Raw genomic sequence first — 23,739 nt, 5'->3', positions numbered from 1 at the left:
TTCACACTTTTGCATTTGGAGGCTTCAATGAAAGAATTTTTACGCAATGCAGATAGAGCGTTTATCGATATTTTACAATCACTTGTCGGCAATGATGTGGCATTTTTACTTATTCGTGGGCTTATAGAGACGCTGTATATGGTGGGCTTTAGCCTTGTTTTTGCCTGTGTGTTTGGTTTGCCTTTGGGTGTGCTTTTAGTTTTTAGTCGTCCAGATTCCATTAAACCTTTACCAAAATTTAACGCCACCCTTAGCTGGTTGGTTAATATCGTGCGTTCATTTCCATTTATGGTGCTTATCATCGCTCTTTTGCCACTTTGTGGTGCGCTCATTGGCGTGAGCACAGGCTCAAGCGCAGCGATTATCGCACTCTCAATCGCGGCAATTCCTTTTATCGCACGCCTTTTTGAGGGGGCATTACTTGAAGTCTCAAAAGACTTAATCGAGGCTATGCAAGCGTGTGGAGCGAACTATTGGGATATTACTAAAGCAATGATTGGCGAGGCGAAACCAGCTCTTGCTAATGCAATCACTATCACTGCCATTAGCCTTGTAGGCTACTCTGCAATGGCTGGAATCGTAGGTGGTGGAGGTCTTGGGGACTTGGCTTATCGTTTAGGATTTAACTCATTTCGCGATGATATTTTGGTGTATTCAGTGCTTGTCATCATCGTGCTCGTGCAAGCCCTGCAAAGTGGCGGGGATTTATGGGTAAAAATGTTACGAAAGAATCGCTAAGAATTAGAATTTTTTGGTTAGAATGTCGCGTTTAAAATTCATTATAAAGGATTTCGTATGAAAATGTCTAAGTTGTTTATTTTTGGTGCGCTTTTTAGTGCGCTGTGCTTTTTTAGTGCGTGTGGCGATAAGCCTAAAGATTCTCAGGCAAATGCGCAAGGCGAAGAAAAAAATGGCAATCTCATTGTCGTGGGTGCGACTGCTGTCCCACACGCTCAAATGCTTGAATTTATCAAGCAAGATTTGGCAAACGATGGCGTGGAACTTAAAATTGTAGAGTTTAGCGATTATGTAACACCAAACTTAAGCCTAAATGATGGAAGCTTAGATGCAAATTTCTTGCAACATAAGCCATTTTTAGATTCTATTGTCAAAGAGCGCGGACTTGATTTGGTTTCAATCGGACAGGTGCATATCGAGCCTATCGGCTTTTATTCTGATAAGATTGCAAGCATTGATGAGCTAAAAGATGGCGATAGCATAGCGATTCCAAACGACCCTACAAATGGTGGGCGCGCGCTAATTTTGCTACACAATCAAGGATTATTAAAAATTAAAGATGTCAATAATCTCTCAAGCAATGAAACTGACATTGTTGAGAATCCACATAATTTCAAAATCGTGCCTGTGGAGGCTGCTTTGTTGCCACGCGTGATTGGAGATTATGAGGGAGCAGTCATCAATGGAAACTTTGCATTGCAAGCTGGCAAACGCGCAAAAGACGCGCTTTTCATCGAAGATGAAAAGTCTCCTTATGCCAATATCATCGCTACAAAGAGTGCCAACGCAAACGATGAGAAACTTCTCAAACTCAAAAAGGCATTACAAAGTGAAAAAATGCGTGATTTTATCAAGGAAAAATTCGAGGGTGAAATCGTCCCAGCCTTTTAATCACACTCTTATAATTTTTGTTTAGAAGTTCCTTTTGGGACTTCTAAATTTGTGTAAGATTGCCTAAAACTTCTTTTTATTGACATCTTCTAAAATTTCATTAGCGATACCATTTACGCGCTTGGTGATTTCATTAGTAGTATTCGCCACTTCGACATTTTCTTGCGTTACGCTCTCTAGTTGTGTTATAGCTTCATTGATTTGTCCTAATCCATCAGTTTGCTCTTTGATAGATTCACTCATTTCATTGACAGATTGCACCAAAATATTGATATTTGCCTCGATTTCTCCTAATGATTTTGTGGTTTTTTCTGCGAGTTTTCGCACTTCATCAGCCACCACAGCAAATCCTCGCCCGTGCTCACCCGCTCGTGCGGCTTCAATGGCGGCATTTAATGCCAGCAAGTTTGTTTGGTCTGCGATGTCTTTAATCATTCCTACGATATTTTTAATATCTTGGGCTTGGTGGGCATAATCATTGGTTTTTTCACTTACAGCGTGCATAGAGGAGTTGATTTGCTCCACAGCAGAAGCCGATTGCTCTAATGCAGTAGCTTGTTTTTGCGAACGCTCCATAAGCGATTGCATTGATTCTTCGAGCACTTTGCTTTGTTCGCCGAGTTCTTTGGCAAACGCCGCTGAATCTTGGAGCATTTGCACGATAGAATCTCCTAATTGATTCACACCTTTTTCTAATCCTTGAGGATTGTCGATTCTTTGTGTGAAGTCGTTTCTCTGATAAGAGGCAAAGACTTTTGAAGCCCTAGCCAAATCATTTCCAACCAAATGACAGAGTGCATTACCCATTTCGTTGAGTGCGTTTTTTAGTTCGTTTGTCTGCGGATTTGGGCTATCGTGTGTGATTGACTTGCCAAACCGCCCTTGCTTTGCTTCATCAACCACACCTACCACTTCTACTACAAGCTTAGAATCTTGCTTGAGCATCTCTTCGGTTTGCACTATGTTTTCATCAATGACTTTACTCATTAGCCCAAACTCATCTTTACTCTTAAGTTGCAACAATTTAGGAGCTTGAGAAACTTTGTGATTTAAAAAAGCAAAAAAATCATTCAGTTGTCGCTGAATGGCATTTAGCGGTTTAAAGAAATGCACAATAACAAAAAACAATCCCACACTACCAAGTGCTAGCAGTATCAATGCAATGCTCATAGACGCAAAAAGGCTTTCATTGACTGCTTTTGTGAAATCCTCGTCATTCGCTTCTGCTGCGATTATCCAGCCAAATGGCATTTGTCGATAATAAATCACCTTGTGTTTGCCCTCAAAATTAAACTCCATTCTCCCATTTGGCTTTGTTTGGACAGCTTTTGCTACTGCTTCACCTAGCGGTTTTAGCCTTTCTTTACCGAGCTTTTCTAAGTCATTGTGAGAAAACACCTCACCATTTGAATCGGTTAAAAAGATTTGCAAGCTTGGCAACTCTTTGCGCTCGAAATTTTTAAACCTATCTTGAAATCCACCTACTGAAATATCCACCGCAATCACGCCTGCAAATTTATCATTGCGATAAAAGGGCATTGCCGCAGTCGCTGAAATGGTTTTTTCCATTCCTACCACCGCGCTTTCATACGGAGTGGTTACATAAAAGTCTTGCGTGGATTTTGCTACTTCATAATACCCTCGCGTGCTAAAGTCAAAATTCGTATCATCAGGGGCATTTGTATAATGCGTGATACCGCTTCGTAAAGTCTCTGAAATCATTTTCCCGCCCATATCGTCATACACGATAAATGCCGCATCATATTGGACAAATTTGGTTAAATGTCCTAAGATTCTACGATGGGCGATAATATCGTTTCTATCAACATTTGCTAGGAATTTTTGCAACTCGGTTAAATGTTGCTTTGCTTCGATTCCCATTGTGATGTTTATGGTGGTATAAGAGGAGTTGAGCGCGAGCTGCTGCAAACCCTCATAGACTTCAATGGTCTCACTTGCTGTGCGCTTGTAATTCATAAAGCTCGTAATGCCAATTACGACAACAAAAATGCCAACAACAATCCCCAAAATTTTAAAACAAACACTCTTAAACATTCCCACTCCTCACAAACAACATCAAAAATCCAAAAACTAAGAAACTAAGGCAATAAGACAAAATAAGGCTTAATGAATTATTAGTAAAAAAAAACACCCATAAATAAGCTATCGACTAATAGAGTAAAAAATAAAATGTATCTTTTATCAAGTATTGTTATGTGATTAAAGAATGCTTGGATACAATGGGCGCGATGGGGTTAGTTCATTGTGAAATTGTGGCATATATTTTGCAAGACATTTTTTCATTCTTTATTAGCAATGATAGATTTGTAAATTTTTATAAATCCTTAAAAAATATAATAAAGTAAATGAGATAGTAATAAAAATATACTATAATTCCAATCCATTTTAAAATTAAGGAGAAAAGATGCGTTTTTTGATAATGCTTGGTGTGTTAGTCTTTAATCTCAGTGCAAATGTATATGATTATAGTGCGCTAGAAGTGAATACCACGCAATCAAACCAAAATCAATCTAATAAAGATTCTAAGCAAAATGGTCTCACTCTACTTGAGCTTTTAGAGGGAGCAAAAAACAACTATAACTTAGAGGCAAAAGACATTGCAATCCTCCAAGCAAAAGCAAGCAGATTCGCTGCGTTTGCAGAGTTTCTCCCAACTCTTGATGGAAACTACTCCTATCAAAATGCAGATAACACTTATAGGAAAACGATTTCTAATGCCGCACAGCTAAAAGCTGAGTGGGAAGTGTTTAGTGGGCTTAAAACGACCAATAAGCTCCGCTCACAGCGTTCATTATACCGCGCGAGTGTCGCTGATAGAGAAAATACAAAAGAACAGCTCTTTTTGAATGTCATCGAGCAATATTATGGATACTTTTCTAATCTTGCACTAAAAGATGCCCTAGAGCAAAAGAAAAAACAGCTAGAAGTCAATATCGCGCGCGTTGAAAAGCTCTTTAGAGCGGGGCTTACGACTATTGACGATGTGGAATCTCTGCGTGCAGAATACCTCACCACCGAGCACGATTTGGCTAGTAAGTTGCTAGACATTGAAAACAACAAACTTCTACTCTCTTTGCTTACAAACTTAGAAGTAGAGAATCTTGAGCGCGTAACAATCAAAACACCAACCCAAGAAGTCAAAGATAGAAAGGATATTATCGCGCTAGGCGAGCAAGCAAAAAGCGCGCTTTTCCAAGCACGACAAATCACTTACTTGCCAACCATAAGCGTTAGTGATACTTTTGGGTGGAATTGGGGGCTAGATAGCACAAGCAAACCTGCGCTTAATGATTTACTTGGAGCTGGTGGCGGAGCTTTTGGTGGGTCGAGCTTTATGAAAATGAGCTACCCACCAAACCAAAATGTCATCGGCATAAATGTCAGTATGAGAATCTTTGATTTTGGAAATATTTGGAAACAAAGACAAGCCGCTCGTTACACCGCATTACAAAGAGAAAAGGAACTCGCATACAAAAAACACGAACAAGCAAAAGATGAAAAGCTCTATCGCAAAAGTTTAGAGATTGCGCAAGCGCAGATTAAAAGCTCAGAAGCCGCACTAAAAAGCGCGACCGTGTCATTTGATAATGTAGAAAAAAAATACAACGCACAGATTCTAAACTTCAGCGATTTTTTGCAATCTTTAACACGCAAATTTGAAGCAGAAGCGAAATATAAACAAAGCATTGATAATTATGAAATCCAAAAAGCACGCTATATTTATTATAGTGGGCAAGAAATCGAAGGATACATACAATGAAGGTATTGTGGAAAACAATCAACAGAATCTGCGTGCTTGGCATTGCTCTTCTCTTAAGCGTAAATGCACAAGAAAGAGTCTATGCTATCTTTAATGCAAAGGCAATCCAAGATGCGAATTTAAGTCTTGGCTCTAGTGGGATTGTGGCGGAGATTGATGTCGATGTAGGAAGTGTGGTAAAAAAGGGCGATAAACTTCTCTCGCTCTTTAACCTTGATGTGCAAGCCCAAGTGGAATCTATCCGCCAACAATACAACTTTAACAAAAAGCAATATGAGCGATACAAACGCTCTGCTGGCGCAGTAGATAGAAACTCGCTGGATAGATATTTTGCTGATTTTAAGCGATATGAAGCGGATTTAGCTTACCAAGAAGCATTGCTTAGTAAGACTATTTTGCTCGCCCCATTTGATGGAATCATCGCCTCAAAAGACATTGAACTCGGCGATGGTGTGGGGGCAAACAACACAAAGCTCTTTAGGCTTGTGAGTGCAGAAGTAAAAATCGTGCTTGAATTTGACATTAAATACATTAACAAAGTGCGTGTGGGTGATACATTTGAATTTAGTGTCGATGATGGCGAAAAGCAAAAAGCTACTATTTATAAAATTTATCCTTTGGCAGGAGAGACAAACCGCAAAGTCAAAGCCGAAGCATTGGTAGAAAATATCATACCCGGCACTTTTGGTGATGGATATATCCAAACGCGCTAAGCAAGCATAAAAGTAACAACAATTAAGGCATAAGGAACAATATGTATAAATTCGCCATAACTCGCCCTGTAAGCACACTAATGTTTGCTTTAGCGGTAATGTTTTTTGGAATTTTATCGGTAAATAAAATGCCTGTCTCACTCTTCCCAAATGTCGATTTTCCATTTGTTACAGTCATTACAAACTATCCGGGTGCGAGTGCTGAAACGGTAGAAACAAAAGTAACTGATAAAATCGAAGAAGCCGTGCTAGGAATCGATGGACTAAAAAAAGTTACCTCGCAATCCGTGCGCAACACAAGCATTGTATTTATAGAATTTCAACTTGAAAAAGATGTCAATGTCGCTGTGGCTGATGTGCGCGATAAAGTAGGCACGGTGCAACTCCAAAGTGGTATAGATTCTCCAGCAGTATATAAACTTAATACGGGTAGTTCGCCTGTGATTTCACTCTTTTTAACCAGCACCAAAGTGCCACCGAGCGAAATGATGAGATTTGCTGATAATACCATCAAACCAATGCTTCAAAAAGTCGATGGTGTAGGAAGTGTGGGTGTGCGTGGATATAGGAAAAGACAAATTAGAGTCTATCCAGACCCAACCTTAATGAATAAATATGGACTTACTTTTTCTAGCTTAAGCACACTTATTGGAAACGAAAATGTGGAAGTTGATGGCGGGAGACTTGTGAGCGAAACGCAAGAGTGGGCACTCACCACTGACGCTAATAGCTACACGGTTGAGGAAATGGGTGAATTACGCATAGCTGAAGGTGTGCGATTAAGAGATGTTGCTCTTATTGAAGATTCTATTGAGGAAGATAGGACTTATGCGAGCTATGGCAAGACGCCGGGCGTAATTTTTGAAGTGCAAAAAATCTCTGGGCAAAATGATATTAAAATCGCAGATTCTATCAAAGAAATTTTTGAAAAAGAGATTAAAGCAGTAAGTCAAGATTACGATGTGCAAGTCTTTAAAGACACCACAGAATACATTAAAGATTCTGTTGCTGATGTGAAGTTTGACCTCTTTTTAGGCGCGCTTTTGGCTGTGAGTATTGTATTTTTATTTTTACGCTCCACAAGCATTACTATGGTGGCGGCGTTTTCGTTGCCTGTATCAATCATTGGCACTTTCGCACTTATGCACTATTTTGATTTAACCATAAATATGCTCACCCTCCTTGCCTTAACGCTTGCGATTGGAATCATCATTGATGATGCCATTGTGGTGATTGAAAATATCCATAAAAAAATTGAGGCTGGATTGCCTAAGCGTGAAGCAGCGTATGAAGGCGTGAGAGAAATTGGCTTTGCTATTGTGGCTATTTCTGCTATGTTGCTTTCTGTGTTTATCCCTGTTGGGACGATGAGTGGGATTGTAGGGCAGTTTTTTAAGAGCTTTGGTATCACAGTTGCGCTTGCCATTGGGCTATCTTACATTGTCGTTGTTACGATTGTCCCAATGATTAGTGCTATTGTGGTAAATCCAGAGCATTCAAACTTTTATCGCAAGACAGAAAAATACTTCATCGAGCTTGATGCACGATACAAAAAGACCCTGTTTTTTGTGCTTGCTAACAAAAAAAGAGTATTGCTTGGTGTGTTGGGAATCTTTATCTTATCATTAGTGATTGCCTCTACGCTTGGGTTTGCTTTTATGAAAAAAGAGGATAAGGGCGAATACAATGTGTTTATAGAAATTGCTCCGGGCATTAGTATGGAAGAGATGAAACGGCGCACAGGAGTGCTCCAAGATATTATCTTGCAAGATGAGACCACAGAATTTGCGACTTTACAAATTGGCTATGATAGTCGTAAAAATATCTTTAAAGCGCAAATTTACACCAAAATGATACCAAAAAACAAACGCAAAAGCGCGCAAAGTCAATTCGCCATAATGAATCAAATGCGCGAATCACTCAAAGCCTCCAAAGAAGCTGAGGGAATGAACATAGCAATAGTAGAAATTAGCGATATGGGCGGGGGAGATACTTCGCCATTGCAAATTGCAATTTTATCCCATAGTGGAGAACTTGTAGAAAAAAGCAAAGAGAATCTGTATAAGTTTTTTAAAGAGGAGCTAGCAGACAAAGTGCGAGATATACACACAGACAAGTCTGAAGACCAGCCTGAATATCGATTCCAAATTATTCGTGCAAACGCTAATAGGTATGGCGTAAGCTCACAAGAAATAGGCAACACTATCCGCACGGCATTTTCTGGAGAATACACGGTGGGATATTATAAAGAATCTGGCAAGGAATATGACATTACCGTCCGTGTGCCCGATGATTCTCGAAAGTTTTTAGAGGATATTAAAAAACTCCAAGTGAAAAATAGCAATGGCGAACTTATGTTTTTGGAGGGCTTAGTAAAAATCCACAAAACAAAAACCTCTAGCACTATTACTCGCTTTAACAGGCAACGAAGTATCACGGTGTATGCGACAAATGAGGAAAGCACAAGTTTAGGTGAAGTGCTATCTGCAGTGCTTGAACCAGATAAAGACACAGGGCGTCCAAAGTGGCTCGAAGAAGGAGCAAGCTATCGCTTACAGGGCGATGCTGAAAATATGGTAGAAACGCTAGTGGCATTTGTTACGGCGATTGTAACGGCAATCGTGCTTATCTACCTTATTTTGGCTGCTTTGTATGAGAGTTTTTTACAACCTTTGATTATTATGGTTACCCTGCCATTGAGCTTTTCTGGGGCATTTTTCGCGCTTTTTATCACAAGAGAGCCATTTAGTATGTTTTCGCTAATGGGGCTTATGCTCCTAATGGGAATCGTGGGGAAAAATGCCACCTTGCTTATCGATGTAGCAAATGAAAAACGCAAGGAAGGAATGGATATAGATAGTGCGATTATCACTGCGGGCGAGTTACGCTTACGACCAATTTTAATGACAACCATAGCGATGGTTTTTGGTATGTTGCCTCTAGCGATTGCAAGTGGTGCGGGAGAAGCTATGAAAAATCCAATAGGCATTGCGATGATTGGCGGGCTTATTGTTTCGATGCTTTTATCATTGTTGATTGTGCCTGTGTTTTATCGATTCCTCGCACCTATTGATGATAAACTTCAACGATTCTATAAACCAAAAGAGGGGGATAGATTCTAAGTGTTTGTGTATTGAGACTTGAAAATCTACAATCCAAAACTTACAATGCTTGGACAATCTTTAAAAACTCATCTACATCGTGCTTTTGCAAAATTTCAATATAATGTTCTTTGCAATCCTTTGGGATAATCACAGGTCGCAAATCCTGCTCTAAACACGAATACACGATGAGTAACTTCCCTACCCTACCATTGCCATCACTAAATGGACGCATTCTCTCAAAATGAATATGTGATTGCAAAATCATTTCAAGTTTGTGTTCATCGTCTCTTGCATTGGTAAATACAAAATACAAACTCTCACACCATTCTTGTAAAATATAATCAGCTTGATATGGCGAAAGCGTGTCATAATCTGGCTTTGGGTTGCGCGATTTTTTAAACTCGCCTTTACTTTGGAGCAAATTATCAAGCAAAAGTGCGTGAAACTCTTTCATTAACTCTGGGGTAAGTGGTTGCTTAGCGATAAGCGAATCAGACAAAAGTGCAAACGCCTTGCCATAATTTTTAATTTCATAAAATTCTTTTTGGCTCATTTGACGCGGTGTGTAGTTTTCACGCAAGATATTTGCCACCTCATCAATGCTAAGTGTATTGCCCTCTATTGCGGTTGAATGGTGCGCTACCTTTATACATAAATCTACCATAAATTCCTTATCTTTTACTTGCTCTAGCATTTCCCCTCCTCATACTTTAAGCGTTAGTCTTGTAAGATTGTATAATGTTTTTACCAATATGCCTCTCCAAGTGCAAAATCTACAAATTGCATCGCTCTATATTTTTTGCCACTTATAACTCCCTCATCTTCAAAACTTAGCGTAATAATAGCGATATTTTTACAATCTATGTGTGGTATTTTTTGAGCGATAAGCTCACGCGTAGCAAAAGGAATAAAGATATACGCACAATCGCGCATATAAAACTCCCCCATTGCACCACAAACCACCTCATTACTCCATTCTTTTAACGCACTTTGCTCGCATATTTTACACAACTCTAAAAAAAGCATATTTTCTAATTGTGTAGAGAGATTTTTCTCAAAGCAAACAAGCGATGGCAAACTAAAATCAAAAAAATACAATTTTTTGCTTCCTTTATGAAGTGCATTTGACACATAAAAAATCACTCCGTTTTCTTCCCATTGCCTAAGCGTAGCATATAAAGTATCTTTTGAGATTCTCATTTGCTTTTTAAGTCGCTCATACAAAGCGTTTGGAGCGATATTTTGCGCTTGAAATGGTAAGATTTTAAAAAACAATTCCGCTTGAGATTGCAGAGCACTTTGTAAGAATTCTCTTTTTGTTTGAAGTCTTTTATACGCGCTTGTCTCAAACATTTGGGCGAGATTGCCCTCTTTTAAAAAGAGTGTAAAAAGATTTTTAAGTGAAAAATTTTTTGTATCAAAACTCACAAATTCTTCAAAACACAAAGGCAAAATACACTTTGGCACAAAGCCAATTGGGCATTCTTGTCTATTTCCAATAAGCACAATATCTTGCAAATTTGGTAAAAACTGATGAGAATCTACACCTAAAAAATTCCCAAACATATCTTTTTTGTAATTATCAAGCACCAATACATCAAGTTCTTTTTCCAAATAAATTTTTAGCAAATGCGCTTGTGCCTCATCTTTTTTCACACGCATATCACCTAAATCAATATAAAAAGGCTTTTTAAAACTAAGGGCAAACTGCAGAGCAAGCGAAGTCTTGCCAACCTTTGGCGCACCATATACAAATGTGCGCCCACTTGGTATGCCATATCTACGAGGTAAAATCGTGCGCTCTATAAGCGTATCTCTTAGGGCATTCATTTAGCAATCCACACTTTGTGCTGTATAAAAAGTGTGTAAAATATCGTTTTGCAACATTGAAAAAAAACAAAAATGTGTATGCTTGTAGCTAAAGGTGATAGAACTTGCATTAAGCAATAAACGCGAAGTGAGAATCTGCGCCCGATTATCTCTTGCCACACGCTTAGATTCTAAAAATTCCCGCGCACACTCATCATTCACACCATAGAGCAAATCTCCAACAATAGGGTGATGAATAGAATCTAGATGTACGCGTAGCTGATGAGTGCGTCCTGTGATTGGAGTGAGATGAAGTAGGGTTTGATTTGTTTTCTTATCGCGTGCCAGCACTTTTAGTCGTGTGAGCGCGTCCTTGCCCTGCGATGAGACACGCGAACGAATGCTTAAATCCCTACCATTATTGCAAGTTAAAATAGGCGTATCAATGAGAATCTCATCTCGCTCGATAATGCCTCGCACAATCGCCGTATAAGTCTTTGTAACATTGCGCTTGGCAAAAAGATGTTTTAATTCCGCTTCGGCATTTTTATGCAATGCACACAACACAAGCCCGCTCGTCTCATAATCAAGGCGATGGATAGGATTAGCCTGCGCTCCAAAGCGAGATTTAAGGCAATCATTAAGACTATGATGAGTGAAAAGTCCCTTTGGGTGAATAAGCAAATTATGGGGTTTATCATACACACAAAAATCATCATTATAAAAAAGAGGCTCTAAGCCAAAATGCTGTGCTTTAAAATGCGTAAGCTCCACATTTCCTTGCACAATTTGAGATTTTTTCACCACACTGCCATTATGTCGTAGCCTCCCCTTATCGATAATTTTTTGGGATTGCTTCGTGCTAAAGCCCAAATCCTCCAAAAACGCATACGCCTTTTTTGGCGCAGGCACACAAAAAGTCTCTTTCACAAATGGCATTTTATACCACGCGCATTTGCAAACACAGGTTTTGTCTAAAATCGCGTGATAAACAAAAAATAAAACTCTTACTTAATTGAGTGCAAAAAAATGCCACACCATTGATATTTTTGCCTTTGGAGTTTTTTAGCAAACATTTAAGGTGGTTTTGTTGCTTGCCAAAAACATTTGAGGTAACAATCTCTAAATCATTGCAAATAAAATGTGGTAAAACATTACCCTCTCCATAGGGCTCAAAAGATTCTATCAGGCGTAATAAATCCATATCAACTTCATCGCCACTAATCTCTCCTAACACTTCATCGTGTTTGGCATTTATAGATTCCAAATACAAAGAAAAAAGCTCTAAAAATTCACCCTCGCTACCGATAGGCAAACTTAGCCCTAACGCACCATTATGCCCACCAAACTCAAGCATTAGTGGCTTTATGCCTTGCACCTTTTGTGCTGTGCCGATGAGATTCTCACTGCCAAAAGCCCGACCCGAACCTTTGAGAATCTTCACGCCATTTCTCGTCTCTACGCCAAGCACGATAGCTGTTTTTTTGTATTCTCGTGCGAGTTGTGAGCAGACAACACCAAGCACGCCAATATGCCAACCCTCACCGATAGCATACACAAGATTATCTTTCTCCACACACGCTAATTGGACTTTTTCATAAGTTTCTTTTTGGATTGCCTTACGCTCTTTGTTAAGCGATTCTAAGGCGTTAAAAGTTTCATAAGCGCGTTGCATATTTTGCGCACATAAAAAATCCACCGCTAATTGAGCGTTTTCCATTCTCCCTGCACAATTCAACAAAGGCACGATGTTAAAAGAAATTTCTTGTGAGCTTATGCGCAAAAGTTTTTGTGTAATGACTTTATAGGCTGGGGATTTGCTCGTTTGTAAAACCTCTAATCCCTTTTGCACAAGGATTCTATTCACCCCGACCAAAGGCATCAAATCACCAAGTGTGGCAAGTGCCAAAAGTGGCAAAAATTCCTTTAAATCTATGTCGCTTTTAAGTGCGACTTTAATCCCAGCGCAAAAATACCACGCGACCACACAGCCACAAACCTCCTTAAATGGATAATTACAATCTTGCTGTTTTGGATTGATGATAAAGCTCGCTTCGGGCAATGTCTCGCTAGGCGTATGATGGTCAGTGATAATAAGCTCGATATTGTGCTCCTTGCAATAATTTGCTGCCTCATACGCGCTAATGCCATTATCCACCGTGATAACAAGAGCATTTTTTTGCACCGCATTTACGCGTTCTAAAATGCTAGGTGAGATTCCATACCCATCGCTAAAACGATTGGGGATAAAAATCTCAAAATTTGTATATCCTAAACTCTTAAAAAACCTAAACATTAGCGAGCTAGAGCACACACCATCAGCGTCATAATCCCCAACAACAATGATTTTCCCACCCTCGCTCATTTTTTTTGCCACGAGTTCCCCTGCTTCATTGACACATTTAAGTTTATTTGGAGGTGGTAAATCTTTGAGGCTTTGGATACCTTGCGCACAATTTCTCGCTTGGAGAATCTGCTCTAAATCGCGTTTGGTAATTTTTGGATAATGTTTGGTGTTCATTTATTGGACTCTTTTGTGATGGAGTGTTTGCTTTAAAAATTCTAAGATGATGGGATTTGGGTTTTTAAGCCTTGAAGTAAATTCAGGGTGAAACTGCACGGCGACAAACCACGGATGTCCTTGTAATTCAATAGCTTCAATAAGCCCTTGAGATTCTCCACTTATACGCATTCCTGCTTTTTGCAGAGCATCTTTATATTTGGGATTTGCCTCATAGCGATGTCTATGTCGCTCTTTGATAATTTCTTGCTTATAGGCTTTGTAAAGTTTAGAATCTTTTGTAATTTTGCATTCATACTCGCCAAGTCGCATTGTCCCGCCCATTGGAGAATTATGCGTGCGGATTTGCTTTTTTCCACACGAATCAATAAAATCCTCAATAAGATATATCACAGGCTCTTTGCAATGCGCATCAAACTCACTCGAGTTTGCCTCCTTAATCCCTAGCACATTGCGCGCAAACTCGATAATGGCAAGTTGCATTCCTAGACAAATTCCAAGCAATGGGATTTGATTTTCCCTCGCGTAAGTGATTGCGCGGATTTTCCCCTCAACTCCACGCTCACCAAATCCACCGGGTATGAGAATAGAATCTACCAAATCAAGCTCGCTATTATTGCGTTCTAAATCCTCGCTATCAATCCAGCGAATATTTACGCGCGTATTGATATTTGCCCCACCGTGTATAAGGGCTTCAGTGAGAGATTTATATGATTCTTTAAGTGAGAGATATTTCCCCACAAAGCCAATGGTAATGCTTTGTTTTGGAGCGATAATCTTTTTAACTAAAGTGTCCCATTGCTCCATATCTGGCTCTAAATTACCCAACTCGAATTCCCTTTTGATAGGTTCTAAAATACCCTCTTGTAAAAAATCAAGCGGACATTGATAAATACTTGCAGAATCTTTTGCCACAATGACGCTATCAAGCGCAACATCACAGCTTAATGAGAGCTTTTTCTTTAGTGCTTTATCAAGCGCGCTCTCACAACGCACCACAAGAATCTGCGGGGAGATTCCAATTCTGCGAAGCTCTTGGACGCTGTGTTGTGTTGGTTTGGTTTTAAATTCGCCTGCAGCACGCACAAATGGAATCAGTGTTATATGCACGCTTAGGACATTTTTTCCCCCTAGCTCGTGCTTGATTTGGCGCATTGCTTCTAAATATGACATACCCTCCATATCGCCCACAGTGCCACCAAGCTCCACGATTAAAAAATCGCTATCTTGCGCGGCAAGGTAAATTCTGCGCTTGATTTCATCAACGATATGCGGGACAATTTGAATCGTCTTGCCTAAATATTTGCCCTTGCGCTCCTTTTCAATCACGGAAAGATAAACTTGCCCTGTGGTAAAGTTGTTTGTTTTATAAAAATTTTTGTTTAAAAATCGCTCATAATGCCCAATATCCAAATCTGTCTCTGCACCATCGCTTGTTACAAAAACTTCTCCGTGCTCTAATGGACTCATCGTGCCGGGGTCTACATTGATGTAGGGGTCGATTTTTAAAATACCTACCTCAAATCCACTGTGCTGTAAAAGTGTGGCAATAGAAGAGGAGGTAATGCCCTTACCAAGAGAGCTTAGCACCCCACCTGTAACAAAAATATACCGCGTTTGTTTAGCTTTCATTTAAAACTCACTCTATCAAAATCCCTAAATTTCACTCTAAAATTATTACAATATTACAAAAAAATTGCAATTATAATCTTATTAAATCGCCTTTAAGAATGTTTCGTGCAATTTTTTATAATTTTTTAGAATCTATGGCGCAATAAACCCACAAGATTCAATGTTTCTTTGCAAAAATATATCGCATACAAAAAGCATTTACTTATCGTTTGTTTTGCAAGGTATTATTAACAAATTTAATGTCAAAAATCTAAAATAAAGCCACAAAGGAGAGAAATGCTACTTGTTAGCGTGTTTTTGCTAGCCTATGCTATCCCTGTGATTATACTTGATTGTCTGCAAATACGACATATCAAAAAAGCTATCACACAAAAAGCCCTCCTATTGGATACCAAAGAATACATCAAAGCTGGCTCATACTCCATAGAAAAACTCAAATTAAACATTTTCTCAAAAATCACAGAATCCGCGCTTTTTGCTTTTTGGATTCTCTTTGGTTTGGATTTTTTCTACAATGATGGATTCAATATGCTTAGCGGGTATTACCGCGATGTCGCATTTGTCGTGCTTATCGTGCTTGTTGGCTCGCTTGTTGGCTTACCTAGCGCACTTTATGAGACATTTAGTATTGATAAACGCTATGGATTTTGCAAGCAAACTCCAGCTTTATTTTTGCTTGATACACTTAAATCTAGCCTGCTTGGGCTTATGATTGGTGGGAGCATTGTCTTTTTGCTTTTGTGGGTGATGGATAGTTTTACTCTTTGGTGGATTGGAGGCTTTGTGCTGCTTTTTTGTTTTATTATCTTAGCAAACGCCATCTACCCCACGCTTATTGCCCCAATGTTTAATAAATTCACCCCCTTGCAAGACACACAACTCAAAGAACGCATAGAATCCCTAATGCAAAAAGTAGGATTCCAATCAAGCGGGATTTTTGTAATGGATGCCAGCAAGCGCGATGGTAGGCTTAATGCGTATTTTGGTGGGCTTGGGAAAACCAAGCGTGTAGTGCTCTTTGACACCTTGTTAGAAAAGATTAGCCAAGATGGACTTTTGGCAATTTTAGGGCACGAGCTTGGGCATTTTAAGCATAAAGACATTATAAAAAATATAGCCATTATGGGCGTATTTTTGTTTTTGTTGTTCTTTTTAGCCTCGCATTTGCCTGAAAGTTTTTTTAGCCAAAGTCATCTCCCAGAGCAAAATGCGTGCATTTTAGCCCTCGCTATTTTACTTTCTCCCATTGTTTCGTTTTGGTTTATGCCAATCATTGGATATTTCTCGCGCAAGGCTGAATATGGTGCTGATGCCTTTGGCGCGTCTTTAAGCTCTAAATCTCATCTTGCCAATGCACTTGTGCGCCTTGTAGAAGAAAACAAATCATTTCCAAGCTCACACTCCTTATATATCTTCTTTTATTACTCACACCCTCCGTTATTGGAACGATTAAAAGCCCTTGATTATGAAGCCCTAAAATAAATGGCAACCACAATTCAAACTGCCATAGCACACGGTTGCGAAATTTTAGAGCAAAGCCCTTTGGCAAAGGACTTTGAACGACTAGAGCAAAATATAGAATCAAAACATTTAATGGCATTCCGCCCTCGTTTTGAGTGCGAGATTTTGCTTTGTGAGATTTTGCAAAAGCCCCGCACCTTTTTGCACGCTCATAGTAATGATTTTTTACCCACAAATCAAGAAAATACATTTTTTAGCCAAGTTAAAGAACGCGCACTAGGCACACCGATTGAATACTTAACCCAAAAGGCGAGTTTTTATTCTTGTGAGTTTTTTATCCAAAAAGGTGTGCTTATCCCACGCCCAGAGAGTGAGATTCTCGTGCAAAAGGCACTTCAAATCATTAAAGAACGAGAAATTAGCGTAATGGCAGAAATTGGCGTAGGTAGCGGTGCGATTTCCACTATCATCGCTAGACACAATCCACACTTGCGAATGTATGCAACCGACATAGATTCTCTTGCGCTTGAGTGTGCGCGGAAAAATTTCGCTCGCTTTGAGTGTGAATCCATTAGCACTTTACAAGGCTCGCTACTAGAGCCATTTTCCACTCAAATGCTTGATTTTTTAGAACTTGTGGTGGCAAATCTCCCCTACATTGCCAATGATTATCCCCTGCCTTTGCCATTATGCTATGAGCCAAAAGGAGCGTTGTTTGGCGGAGAGAGAGGCAGTGAAATCATAGAATCACTTATCACCGCTTGCGCAAAAGCAAGACCACTTATTATGTGTTGTGAAATGGGCTATGACCAAAAGACCCGATTAAGCGAGTTTATCGCTCCACTCTCACCCAAAAAGCTAGAGTTTTATACTGATTTAAGTGGCTTTGATAGAGGATTTGTGCTAGAATTTTAACACAAAGGGACTTATATGAATATAGCAATCTTAAATTACAACATTGGGAATCTCGCAAGCGTGCAAAATGCGCTTGAATTTGTCGCCCACAAAAGTAGCAAATCTCTCACAATATCCATAGAATCTAACCCAACAAATATCGCACATTATGACAAGCTCATCTTGCCCGGTGTGGGAGCGTTTGGCGATGCTATGCAAAATCTCCGCACACTTGGATTTGAAGAGGACATAAAAGATTTCGTTAAAAGTGGTAAATACTTGCTTGGAATCTGTCTGGGTGCGCAAATGCTCTTTGAAAAAAGTGTCGAGTTTGGCGAGCACAAAGGGCTTAGTCTGTTGCGTGGCGAGGTAGTGGGTTTTGATAAGGCAAGGTTAAATACGCTCAAAGTCCCACACATAGGCTGGAATGAATGCCTCCTCACGCAAGAAGGACAAAACAATCCATTGCTGAAAAACTTGTTTCACACAGATTCTAAAATTTCGCCAAAAAATGAGGGCTTATATCTTTATTTCGTGCATAGTTTCCACGCCCAGTGCAAGGATAGTAGCGATATTTTAGCAAAATGTGTGTATGGTTATGAGTTTCCAGCCATTGTAGGACGAGACAATGTGCTAGGAATCCAACCACACCCAGAAAAAAGCCATAATGTAGGATTAAAAATTTTGCAAAACTTTATAGAGCTATAAAAACCACAATAATTTATGCGTAAAACAATCACTCTATCACTTTTGCCCTATAAGCAATAAGCCCTAAAATACTCACGATTACCCCCACAATTAAGAGCAAATATAATGCTTGGCTAAAGCTCTCAAAATAATCGTGCAAAAGCCCTATGATAAAAGGTGCGGTGCTCGCAATGAGGTAGCCAAAGCCCTGTGCCATTGAGGAAAGCTTGCTTGCAATAAGTGAATTAGCACTTTTGGTAGAAATAAACAACAACGCTATGGCAAACACACCACCCATTGGGATTCCAATGCAAATCGCTCCAAGCACTACACCAACTTTAGAATCCAGCCATATCAAGCACGCGAACCCCACCACATACAACCCACACAAACAAGCCATATACACAGCGCGATATGTATTTTTGAGTTTGCCTAAAATCACAGGACCTATAAATCCTATGGGCACGGCTATGGCTTGAGCTAAAAGTAAAATATTTGCACCAAACTCGCTTCCATAGCCCATCTCACTCACTATAAGCGCGAGCCACGCAAACATCGCATACGCCACAAAACTTTGAGCCCCCATAAATAGAGTGATTTTCCACGCACTTATTTGGGTAAAAATATTGATATTGCTCTTTGATTTTTTAATCGTGCGAAAAAGCCTACCATTGCGCATTTGTGGTATATATACAAAAAACGCGAGTAACGCAAAAGGCAACCAAAAAAGCAATGAATACTGCAATCCCAAAAATGCCAAAAGTGGCAGGGCAAATACGATTCCAAAAATGCCAGAGAGATTTAATACTAGGCTATACACACCCATCATAAAGGGAATCTTGCGCGGGAATTTTTCTTTGACAAAACTTGGCAACAACACATTAGCGATAGCTATACCACTCCCTAACAACGCCATTCCCACGAAAAGCCCCACACTTCCACCAAAACTTCGATACACTTCACCTATGATAATAAGCACAATCCCAACAACTATCGCACGCATAGGCGAAAAATACGCTACCAAAAAACTCACACTCCCAAAAGCAATAAGTGGCAATGAAGTCAAAAGTCCGCCTAACGCAGAGTTTATATTATATGCGTCTTTTATAGATTCTATGATTGGTCCTAGCGAAGTGATAGGGGCGCGCAAATTAAGTGTGATAGCAATCAAAAATACCACATTAAGCCAAAAAATCTTATCGCTTATTCTCATTTTCTCTCTTTACATTGTTTGTTGCTAGAATCACGCATCGCCAATGCGACAAATTTGACAAAAATTGTAGTCTTTCAAAGATAATAACGCGCTACTATGAGATTATGGATTTTTTGTATTTTATTACATTTTTAGTGAGTAAGATTCTATAATTATATTTATCTTAAACATTGCAAGGAGTTATATGCGTAACAGCCAAGACACTCAAGTAGATGTATTTTTACAAGGTGCTTTAATTATTGATGTGCGCTCGCCTTGTGAGTTTGAAAAATCTCATATTGTGGGTGCGCTAAACTTCCCCGTGCTAAATAATGATGAGCGCGAGCAAATAGGCACACTCTATAAAGAAAATCCATTTCAAGCGCGCATTATGGGCGCAAGCATTATTTGTGCAAATGTGGGAAAGCATTTGCAAGACTTTCTTGCTCGCTCAAACATTACTCCCGCGCAAGTCATTCATATTTATTGCGCAAGAGGTGGGCTTAGAAGTCTCTCATTGCTAAGTATTTTACAAAACATTGGCTACCGCACCACACGCCTGCAAAATGGTTATAAAGCCTATCGCAACGCTGTTTTGCAATATTTGCAACAACCACCAAAAATGAAGTTTTTTACACTCATAGGTCCCACAGGTAGCGGAAAAAGCGAGCTTATTAAAATGTATAAAGATTCACTAGATATAGAATCTCTTGCAAAACACTTTGGCTCTTCTTTTGGCGCGATATGTGGCATTCAGCCCAGCAATGCAATGTTTGAGAATCTCATCTTTACGCGTTTAAGGGAGTTAGAAAATAAATGTGTGCTTATAGAGGGCGAGAGCAAAAAACTTGGTAATGTGATTTTGCCAACACCACTTTATAACGCTTACCAAAATGCACCAAAAATCTTTATCGATACGCCACTTGATGTGCGCATAGAACGAACATTAAAGTATTATAAACACATTAGCGAGGAGTTTTTCACCACAGCTATGGAAAATATTTCACGCTTTATGCCAAAGAATGCTTGGAATGAAGCAAAAGAAGCGTTTTATAAAGATAGGGTAAAAACGGCAGAGATTCTCCTCACACAATATTATGATAACGCCTACAAACGCCAACCTTACGATTATAAAGTCAGTGCGCAAAATTTACAAGAAGCCTTTGCGCAAATACAAACAATCATTCAAACACATTGCTAAAAATTTTGCTTTTCGCGCAAAAATATGAATTTTATAAGGATTTTAGAGATTTTAAGTTATAATCGCAGGTTTCTTAATAAGATAAACGACAAACACGAAAATTAAGGCAAAGGAGAACACAATGGAGCAAACTCTCTCTATCATCAAGCCAGACGCCGTCCAAAAGGGTGTTATTGGTAAAATTATTGATAGGTTTGAAAGCAATGGCTTAAAAATCGCTGCCGCTAAAAAAATCCAGCTTACACGACAAGATGCGCAAAACTTCTACGCAGTCCATAAAGAGCGTCCGTTTTTTAAAGATTTGGTAGATTTTATGGTGAGTGGTCCTGTGGTGGTGATGGTTTTAGAAGGGGATAATGCTGTGGCGAAAAATCGCGAACTTATGGGAGCAACAAACCCCAAAGAAGCCAAAGCAGGGACAATTCGCGCTGACTTCGCCCAAAGCATTGATGCAAATGCAGTGCACGGGAGTGATAGCATAGAAAATGCCAAGATTGAGGTTGCCTTTTTCTTTGGCACGCGTGAAATTTGCTAGACTTTGGCTTAGAAGTTGCTTTGGTGCTATCCAAACACGCAAAATGAGAATCTCTGCGAGCGGGGCTAAAGGTGAAAATTGCGTTTAAAAAAATTACTTCGGCGCAAAAAACCTTTAACCTACAAAATGACGATATGGTGCTAAATGGTTGTTTAAAACGCATAGATTCTCACATAATAAAGCTAGAAGCAACTTTAAGTGGCACGATAGAGCTTATTTGTGATAGAAGTGGCGAGGAATTCATAAAGCAATACAATGAACCTTTGGTTTTGTATATCTCAGATGGTTTGTGGGATACACAAAGTCAAAGCAAACTCGGTAGCTTTGAGGTTATTGAGTTTTTTGATGGCTTTATTGACTTAGATTGTATTTTGCTTAGCGAGATAGAATCTATAAAAAACGATTACCATATCAAAGGAGAATAAAATGGCTGTCCCAAAGAGAAGAGTAAGTAAAACACGCGCAGCAAAGCGTAGAACACACTACAAGGTAACATTGGCAAAGCCTATCAAAGACAAAGATGGGAGCTGGAAAATGCCCCACCACATTAACAAATTTAGTGGCACATATAAATAATGGAGCAAACAATGCAACGCGTTGCCGTTGATGTAATGGGAGCAGACAATGGTGTGAAACCCATTGTGCTTGGCGTGCTAGAAGCCCTCAAACATAGGAAGTTTAAAGCTTTGATTGTGGGTGATGAAGCCCAAATAGCCCCGCTTGTGCCTCAAAACTTGCGTGAGAGTGTGCGAATCGTCCATTGCCAAGATTACATAAGAATGGAAGAATCTGCCTCGAGTGCCTCAAAGCGCGAACAAAGCTCCATTTACATCGCCACAGAGCTTGTGCGAAACGGCGAGGCAGACGCACTCGTATCACCCGGACATAGCGGAGCGACTATGAGTTTGGCGACATTGCGACTAGGACGCATTAAAGGTGTGTCTCGTCCAGCCATTTGCACAGCTATGCCAAGCGTAAATGACACACCAAGCGTAATCCTTGATGCAGGTGCAAATACGGATTGCAAGGCGAAATATCTCGTGGATTTTGCTATTATGGGCTATGAGTATGCTAAAAGTGTGATGGGCTATGAGAATCCACGCGTAGGCTTACTCTCCAATGGCGAAGAAGACACTAAAGGCAATGAACTTACAAAAGAAGCATTTGGACTGCTGAAAGAATTTTCGTTTTTCAAGGGGAATGTCGAGGGACGCGATATTTTCAATGGAAGTGTAGAAGTAATTGTATGCGATGGTTTTGTTGGGAATCTCGTGTTAAAAACCGCTGAGGGTGTGGCGATGGCGATTTCAAAAATCATCAAAAATAATGTCAAATCACCTTTAAGCATACTTGGCGCACTGCTTTTAAAGCCAGCCTTTAAGGCATTAAAGAAAAAGGTTGATTACACTGAATATGGTGGCGCACCACTTCTAGGGGTGCAAAATGTCGTTATTATAAGCCACGGGAGCTCTAATGAGCGCGCTATTGAATGTGCTGTATATCAAGCACTCAATGCTCTAGATTCTAAAGTATGTGAAAAAATCCAAAAAGTCTTTGAATCTACCCCAAATCAAGGAGGATAATCGTGGGTAATGTCTATGCTTCCTTGCGCTCAATCGCCTCTTTTGTGCCACAAAAATGTGTAAGTAATGCTGAATTTGAAAAAACGCTTGACACAAGCGATGAATGGATAAGTAAGCGCACAGGGATAAAGACACGCTACTTCGCGCTAGATTCTCAAAGCACAAGCGATTTGGGTTATGAAGCGAGCAAACTTGCAATTTCACGCGCAGGATTAACGCCAAATGACATTGAACTTGTAATTGTAGCGACATTAAGCCCAGATTTCATTACAATGCCCTCCACTGCGTGCCTACTAAGCGCAAAACTCGGCATAGAAAATGTCCCAGCGTTTGATATAAGTGCAGCGTGCAGTGGCTTTGTGTATTTACTCAAAGTAGCGAAATCCTTTATAGAATCAAAAGCCTATAAAAATGTCCTAATCATAGGAGCGGAAAAAATAAGCTCTTTGCTTGATTTTAGCGATAGGAGCACTTGCGTGCTTTTTGGCGATGGGGCAGGAGCGGCAGTGATAAGCGCGGAGGAGGACAAAAATAAATCTATCATTGATGTGCATATCAGTGCAAATGGCAAGTATGGTGATTTTTTATTCACGCCAAGAGTGCAAAATGGACAAGATAGCACCAAAATAAAACAATGCCTCCAAATGAAAGGCAACGAAACCTTTAAACTCGCAGTCAAAACACTCGCCAATGATGTAAGAGAAATTTTGCAAAACAACAAGCTCAATGCTAAAGACATTACTTATTTTGTCCCTCATCAGGCGAATTTACGGATTCTCCAAGCTGTTGGTAATATGCTTGATTTCGAGGAAAATCAAATCGTAGTTACGGTAAATAAATTTGGTAATACTTCTGCGGCAAGCATACCAATGGCACTTGATGAACTCCACACACAAAACAAACTCAAAAATGGAGATTTGCTCCTTTTAGATGCCTTTGGTGGTGGTATGACTTGGGGTTCTGCGTTGCTCTATTATAATGGTTAGATTCTGCAATA

At 39.7% G+C, this 23,739-nt stretch carries 21 protein-coding genes; 14 read left to right on the top strand and 7 right to left on the bottom strand.

What is annotated here, in order from left to right:
- Nucleotides 1-138 precede the first annotated feature (138 nt).
- Both ACWIUJ_RS00995 and ACWIUJ_RS00990 read left to right on the top strand, forming a co-directional pair.
- Nucleotides 139-738, top strand: a complete 600-nt coding sequence (locus ACWIUJ_RS00995) for a methionine ABC transporter permease (RefSeq protein ID WP_454169708.1) — start codon at nt 139-141, stop codon at nt 736-738.
- A 57-nt stretch (nt 739-795) separates the two neighbouring features.
- Nucleotides 796-1,629 (top strand): MetQ/NlpA family ABC transporter substrate-binding protein, encoded by an 834-nt coding sequence (locus ACWIUJ_RS00990; protein ID WP_454152421.1) that lies wholly within the window; start codon nt 796-798, stop codon nt 1,627-1,629.
- Between the two features lie 63 nt (nt 1,630-1,692).
- Here ACWIUJ_RS00990 and ACWIUJ_RS00985 read toward each other — a convergent pair whose 3' ends face one another.
- On the bottom strand, nt 1,693-3,684 hold the full coding sequence (locus tag ACWIUJ_RS00985) for a methyl-accepting chemotaxis protein (protein ID WP_454168363.1): 1,992 nt from the start codon (nt 3,682-3,684) through the stop codon (nt 1,693-1,695).
- Between the two features lie 370 nt (nt 3,685-4,054).
- Between ACWIUJ_RS00985 and ACWIUJ_RS00980 the strand changes: the two genes are divergently transcribed.
- The 3 genes from ACWIUJ_RS00980 to ACWIUJ_RS00970 are packed head-to-tail and all read left to right on the top strand — an operon-like array spanning nt 4,055 to nt 9,245.
- Nucleotides 4,055-5,410, top strand: coding sequence for a TolC family protein (locus ACWIUJ_RS00980; protein WP_454152419.1), 1,356 nt, complete (start codon nt 4,055-4,057; stop codon nt 5,408-5,410).
- Nucleotides 5,407-6,123, top strand: coding sequence for an efflux RND transporter periplasmic adaptor subunit (locus tag ACWIUJ_RS00975; protein ID WP_454152418.1), 717 nt, complete (start codon nt 5,407-5,409; stop codon nt 6,121-6,123). Before ACWIUJ_RS00980 ends, ACWIUJ_RS00975 begins: the two co-directional genes overlap by 4 nt.
- Nucleotides 6,124-6,164: 41 nt before the next feature.
- Nucleotides 6,165-9,245, top strand: coding sequence for an efflux RND transporter permease subunit (locus tag ACWIUJ_RS00970; protein WP_454168362.1), 3,081 nt, complete (start codon nt 6,165-6,167; stop codon nt 9,243-9,245).
- A 40-nt stretch (nt 9,246-9,285) separates the two neighbouring features.
- Here ACWIUJ_RS00970 and ACWIUJ_RS00965 read toward each other — a convergent pair whose 3' ends face one another.
- From ACWIUJ_RS00965 to pyrG, 5 genes are read right to left on the bottom strand one after another with little or no spacing between them, the layout of a single operon-like run.
- The gene (locus tag ACWIUJ_RS00965; protein ID WP_454152416.1) at nt 9,286-9,921 is read right to left on the bottom strand and encodes a Fic family protein; all 636 of its coding nucleotides are present in this window, start codon (nt 9,919-9,921) and stop codon (nt 9,286-9,288) included.
- Between the two features lie 50 nt (nt 9,922-9,971).
- The gene (locus ACWIUJ_RS00960; protein WP_454168360.1) at nt 9,972-11,057 is read right to left on the bottom strand and encodes an ATP-binding protein; all 1,086 of its coding nucleotides are present in this window, start codon (nt 11,055-11,057) and stop codon (nt 9,972-9,974) included.
- Nucleotides 11,058-11,975 (bottom strand): pseudouridine synthase family protein, encoded by a 918-nt coding sequence (locus ACWIUJ_RS00955; RefSeq protein ID WP_454168358.1) that lies wholly within the window; start codon nt 11,973-11,975, stop codon nt 11,058-11,060. It abuts the gene before it with no gap.
- A gap of 1 nt (nt 11,976) precedes the next feature.
- Complete coding sequence (recJ, locus tag ACWIUJ_RS00950) at nt 11,977-13,557, bottom strand: single-stranded-DNA-specific exonuclease RecJ (RefSeq protein ID WP_454168356.1); 1,581 nt, start codon at nt 13,555-13,557, stop codon at nt 11,977-11,979.
- Nucleotides 13,558-15,189, bottom strand: coding sequence for a glutamine hydrolyzing CTP synthase (pyrG, locus tag ACWIUJ_RS00945; RefSeq protein WP_454152412.1), 1,632 nt, complete (start codon nt 15,187-15,189; stop codon nt 13,558-13,560).
- 276 nt (nt 15,190-15,465) lie between these two features.
- Here pyrG and ACWIUJ_RS00940 point away from each other — a divergent pair, with 276 nt between their 5' ends.
- Genes ACWIUJ_RS00940 through hisH form a run of 3 tightly spaced genes read left to right on the top strand, consistent with a single transcriptional unit; the run spans nt 15,466 to nt 18,252 of the window.
- The gene (locus ACWIUJ_RS00940) at nt 15,466-16,671 is read left to right on the top strand and encodes a M48 family metallopeptidase (protein WP_454168354.1); all 1,206 of its coding nucleotides are present in this window, start codon (nt 15,466-15,468) and stop codon (nt 16,669-16,671) included.
- Nucleotides 16,672-17,565, top strand: coding sequence for a HemK/PrmC family methyltransferase (locus ACWIUJ_RS00935; protein WP_454152410.1), 894 nt, complete (start codon nt 16,672-16,674; stop codon nt 17,563-17,565).
- Nucleotides 17,566-17,580: 15 nt separating this feature from the next.
- Nucleotides 17,581-18,252 (top strand): imidazole glycerol phosphate synthase subunit HisH, encoded by a 672-nt coding sequence (gene hisH / locus ACWIUJ_RS00930; RefSeq protein WP_454168353.1) that lies wholly within the window; start codon nt 17,581-17,583, stop codon nt 18,250-18,252.
- A gap of 28 nt (nt 18,253-18,280) precedes the next feature.
- On the opposite strand, the gene ACWIUJ_RS00925 is transcribed toward hisH, so the two are convergent.
- Nucleotides 18,281-19,444: an MFS transporter gene (locus ACWIUJ_RS00925; RefSeq protein WP_454168351.1), complete on the bottom strand. Its 1,164-nt coding sequence runs from the start codon at nt 19,442-19,444 to the stop codon at nt 18,281-18,283.
- A gap of 184 nt (nt 19,445-19,628) precedes the next feature.
- Here ACWIUJ_RS00925 and mnmH point away from each other — a divergent pair, with 184 nt between their 5' ends.
- The 6 genes from mnmH (at nt 19,629) to ACWIUJ_RS00895 (ending at nt 23,728) form a co-directional block, all read left to right on the top strand.
- On the top strand, nt 19,629-20,624 hold the full coding sequence (gene mnmH, locus ACWIUJ_RS00920; protein ID WP_454168349.1) for a tRNA 2-selenouridine(34) synthase MnmH: 996 nt from the start codon (nt 19,629-19,631) through the stop codon (nt 20,622-20,624).
- A gap of 121 nt (nt 20,625-20,745) precedes the next feature.
- The gene (gene ndk, locus ACWIUJ_RS00915; protein WP_454152406.1) at nt 20,746-21,159 is read left to right on the top strand and encodes a nucleoside-diphosphate kinase; all 414 of its coding nucleotides are present in this window, start codon (nt 20,746-20,748) and stop codon (nt 21,157-21,159) included.
- Nucleotides 21,160-21,230: 71 nt separating this feature from the next.
- Nucleotides 21,231-21,584: a hypothetical protein gene (locus ACWIUJ_RS00910; RefSeq protein ID WP_454152405.1), complete on the top strand. Its 354-nt coding sequence runs from the start codon at nt 21,231-21,233 to the stop codon at nt 21,582-21,584.
- Between the two features lies 1 nt (nt 21,585).
- Nucleotides 21,586-21,735, top strand: a complete 150-nt coding sequence (gene rpmF, locus ACWIUJ_RS00905) for a 50S ribosomal protein L32 (RefSeq protein ID WP_454152404.1) — start codon at nt 21,586-21,588, stop codon at nt 21,733-21,735.
- An 11-nt stretch (nt 21,736-21,746) separates the two neighbouring features.
- Entirely contained in the window at nt 21,747-22,742 is a 996-nt protein-coding gene (plsX, locus tag ACWIUJ_RS00900) for a phosphate acyltransferase PlsX (RefSeq protein WP_454168347.1), read from the top strand.
- 2 nt (nt 22,743-22,744) lie between these two features.
- A complete protein-coding gene (locus tag ACWIUJ_RS00895; protein WP_454168345.1) occupies nt 22,745-23,728 on the top strand; it encodes a beta-ketoacyl-ACP synthase III in 984 nt (327 codons plus the stop codon).
- Nucleotides 23,729-23,739: the final 11 nt, after the last annotated feature.

The sequence above is a fragment of the Helicobacter sp. 23-1046 genome (genome assembly GCF_053654635.1).
Note: the sequence above shows the minus strand (reverse complement) of the source record. Positions and strands in the feature narration are given on the sequence as shown.

Coding starts and splice junctions, on each gene's coding strand:
- recJ (WP_454168356.1), bottom strand. CDS start 13,557: ATGAACACCAAACATTATCCAAAAATTACCAAACGCGATTTAGAGCAG.
- ACWIUJ_RS00995 (WP_454169708.1), top strand. CDS start 139: ATGGTGGGCTTTAGCCTTGTTTTTGCCTGTGTGTTTGGTTTGCCTTTG.
- ACWIUJ_RS00935 (WP_454152410.1), top strand. CDS start 16,672: ATGGCAACCACAATTCAAACTGCCATAGCACACGGTTGCGAAATTTTA.
- ACWIUJ_RS00980 (WP_454152419.1), top strand. CDS start 4,055: ATGCGTTTTTTGATAATGCTTGGTGTGTTAGTCTTTAATCTCAGTGCA.
- ACWIUJ_RS00990 (WP_454152421.1), top strand. CDS start 796: ATGAAAATGTCTAAGTTGTTTATTTTTGGTGCGCTTTTTAGTGCGCTG.
- ACWIUJ_RS00985 (WP_454168363.1), bottom strand. CDS start 3,684: ATGTTTAAGAGTGTTTGTTTTAAAATTTTGGGGATTGTTGTTGGCATT.
- mnmH (WP_454168349.1), top strand. CDS start 19,629: ATGCGTAACAGCCAAGACACTCAAGTAGATGTATTTTTACAAGGTGCT.
- pyrG (WP_454152412.1), bottom strand. CDS start 15,189: ATGAAAGCTAAACAAACGCGGTATATTTTTGTTACAGGTGGGGTGCTA.
- ACWIUJ_RS00965 (WP_454152416.1), bottom strand. CDS start 9,921: ATGCTAGAGCAAGTAAAAGATAAGGAATTTATGGTAGATTTATGTATA.
- ACWIUJ_RS00925 (WP_454168351.1), bottom strand. CDS start 19,444: ATGAGAATAAGCGATAAGATTTTTTGGCTTAATGTGGTATTTTTGATT.
- ndk (WP_454152406.1), top strand. CDS start 20,746: ATGGAGCAAACTCTCTCTATCATCAAGCCAGACGCCGTCCAAAAGGGT.
- ACWIUJ_RS00960 (WP_454168360.1), bottom strand. CDS start 11,057: ATGAATGCCCTAAGAGATACGCTTATAGAGCGCACGATTTTACCTCGT.
- ACWIUJ_RS00955 (WP_454168358.1), bottom strand. CDS start 11,975: ATGCCATTTGTGAAAGAGACTTTTTGTGTGCCTGCGCCAAAAAAGGCG.
- ACWIUJ_RS00975 (WP_454152418.1), top strand. CDS start 5,407: ATGAAGGTATTGTGGAAAACAATCAACAGAATCTGCGTGCTTGGCATT.
- rpmF (WP_454152404.1), top strand. CDS start 21,586: ATGGCTGTCCCAAAGAGAAGAGTAAGTAAAACACGCGCAGCAAAGCGT.
- ACWIUJ_RS00970 (WP_454168362.1), top strand. CDS start 6,165: ATGTATAAATTCGCCATAACTCGCCCTGTAAGCACACTAATGTTTGCT.
- ACWIUJ_RS00940 (WP_454168354.1), top strand. CDS start 15,466: ATGCTACTTGTTAGCGTGTTTTTGCTAGCCTATGCTATCCCTGTGATT.
- plsX (WP_454168347.1), top strand. CDS start 21,747: ATGCAACGCGTTGCCGTTGATGTAATGGGAGCAGACAATGGTGTGAAA.
- hisH (WP_454168353.1), top strand. CDS start 17,581: ATGAATATAGCAATCTTAAATTACAACATTGGGAATCTCGCAAGCGTG.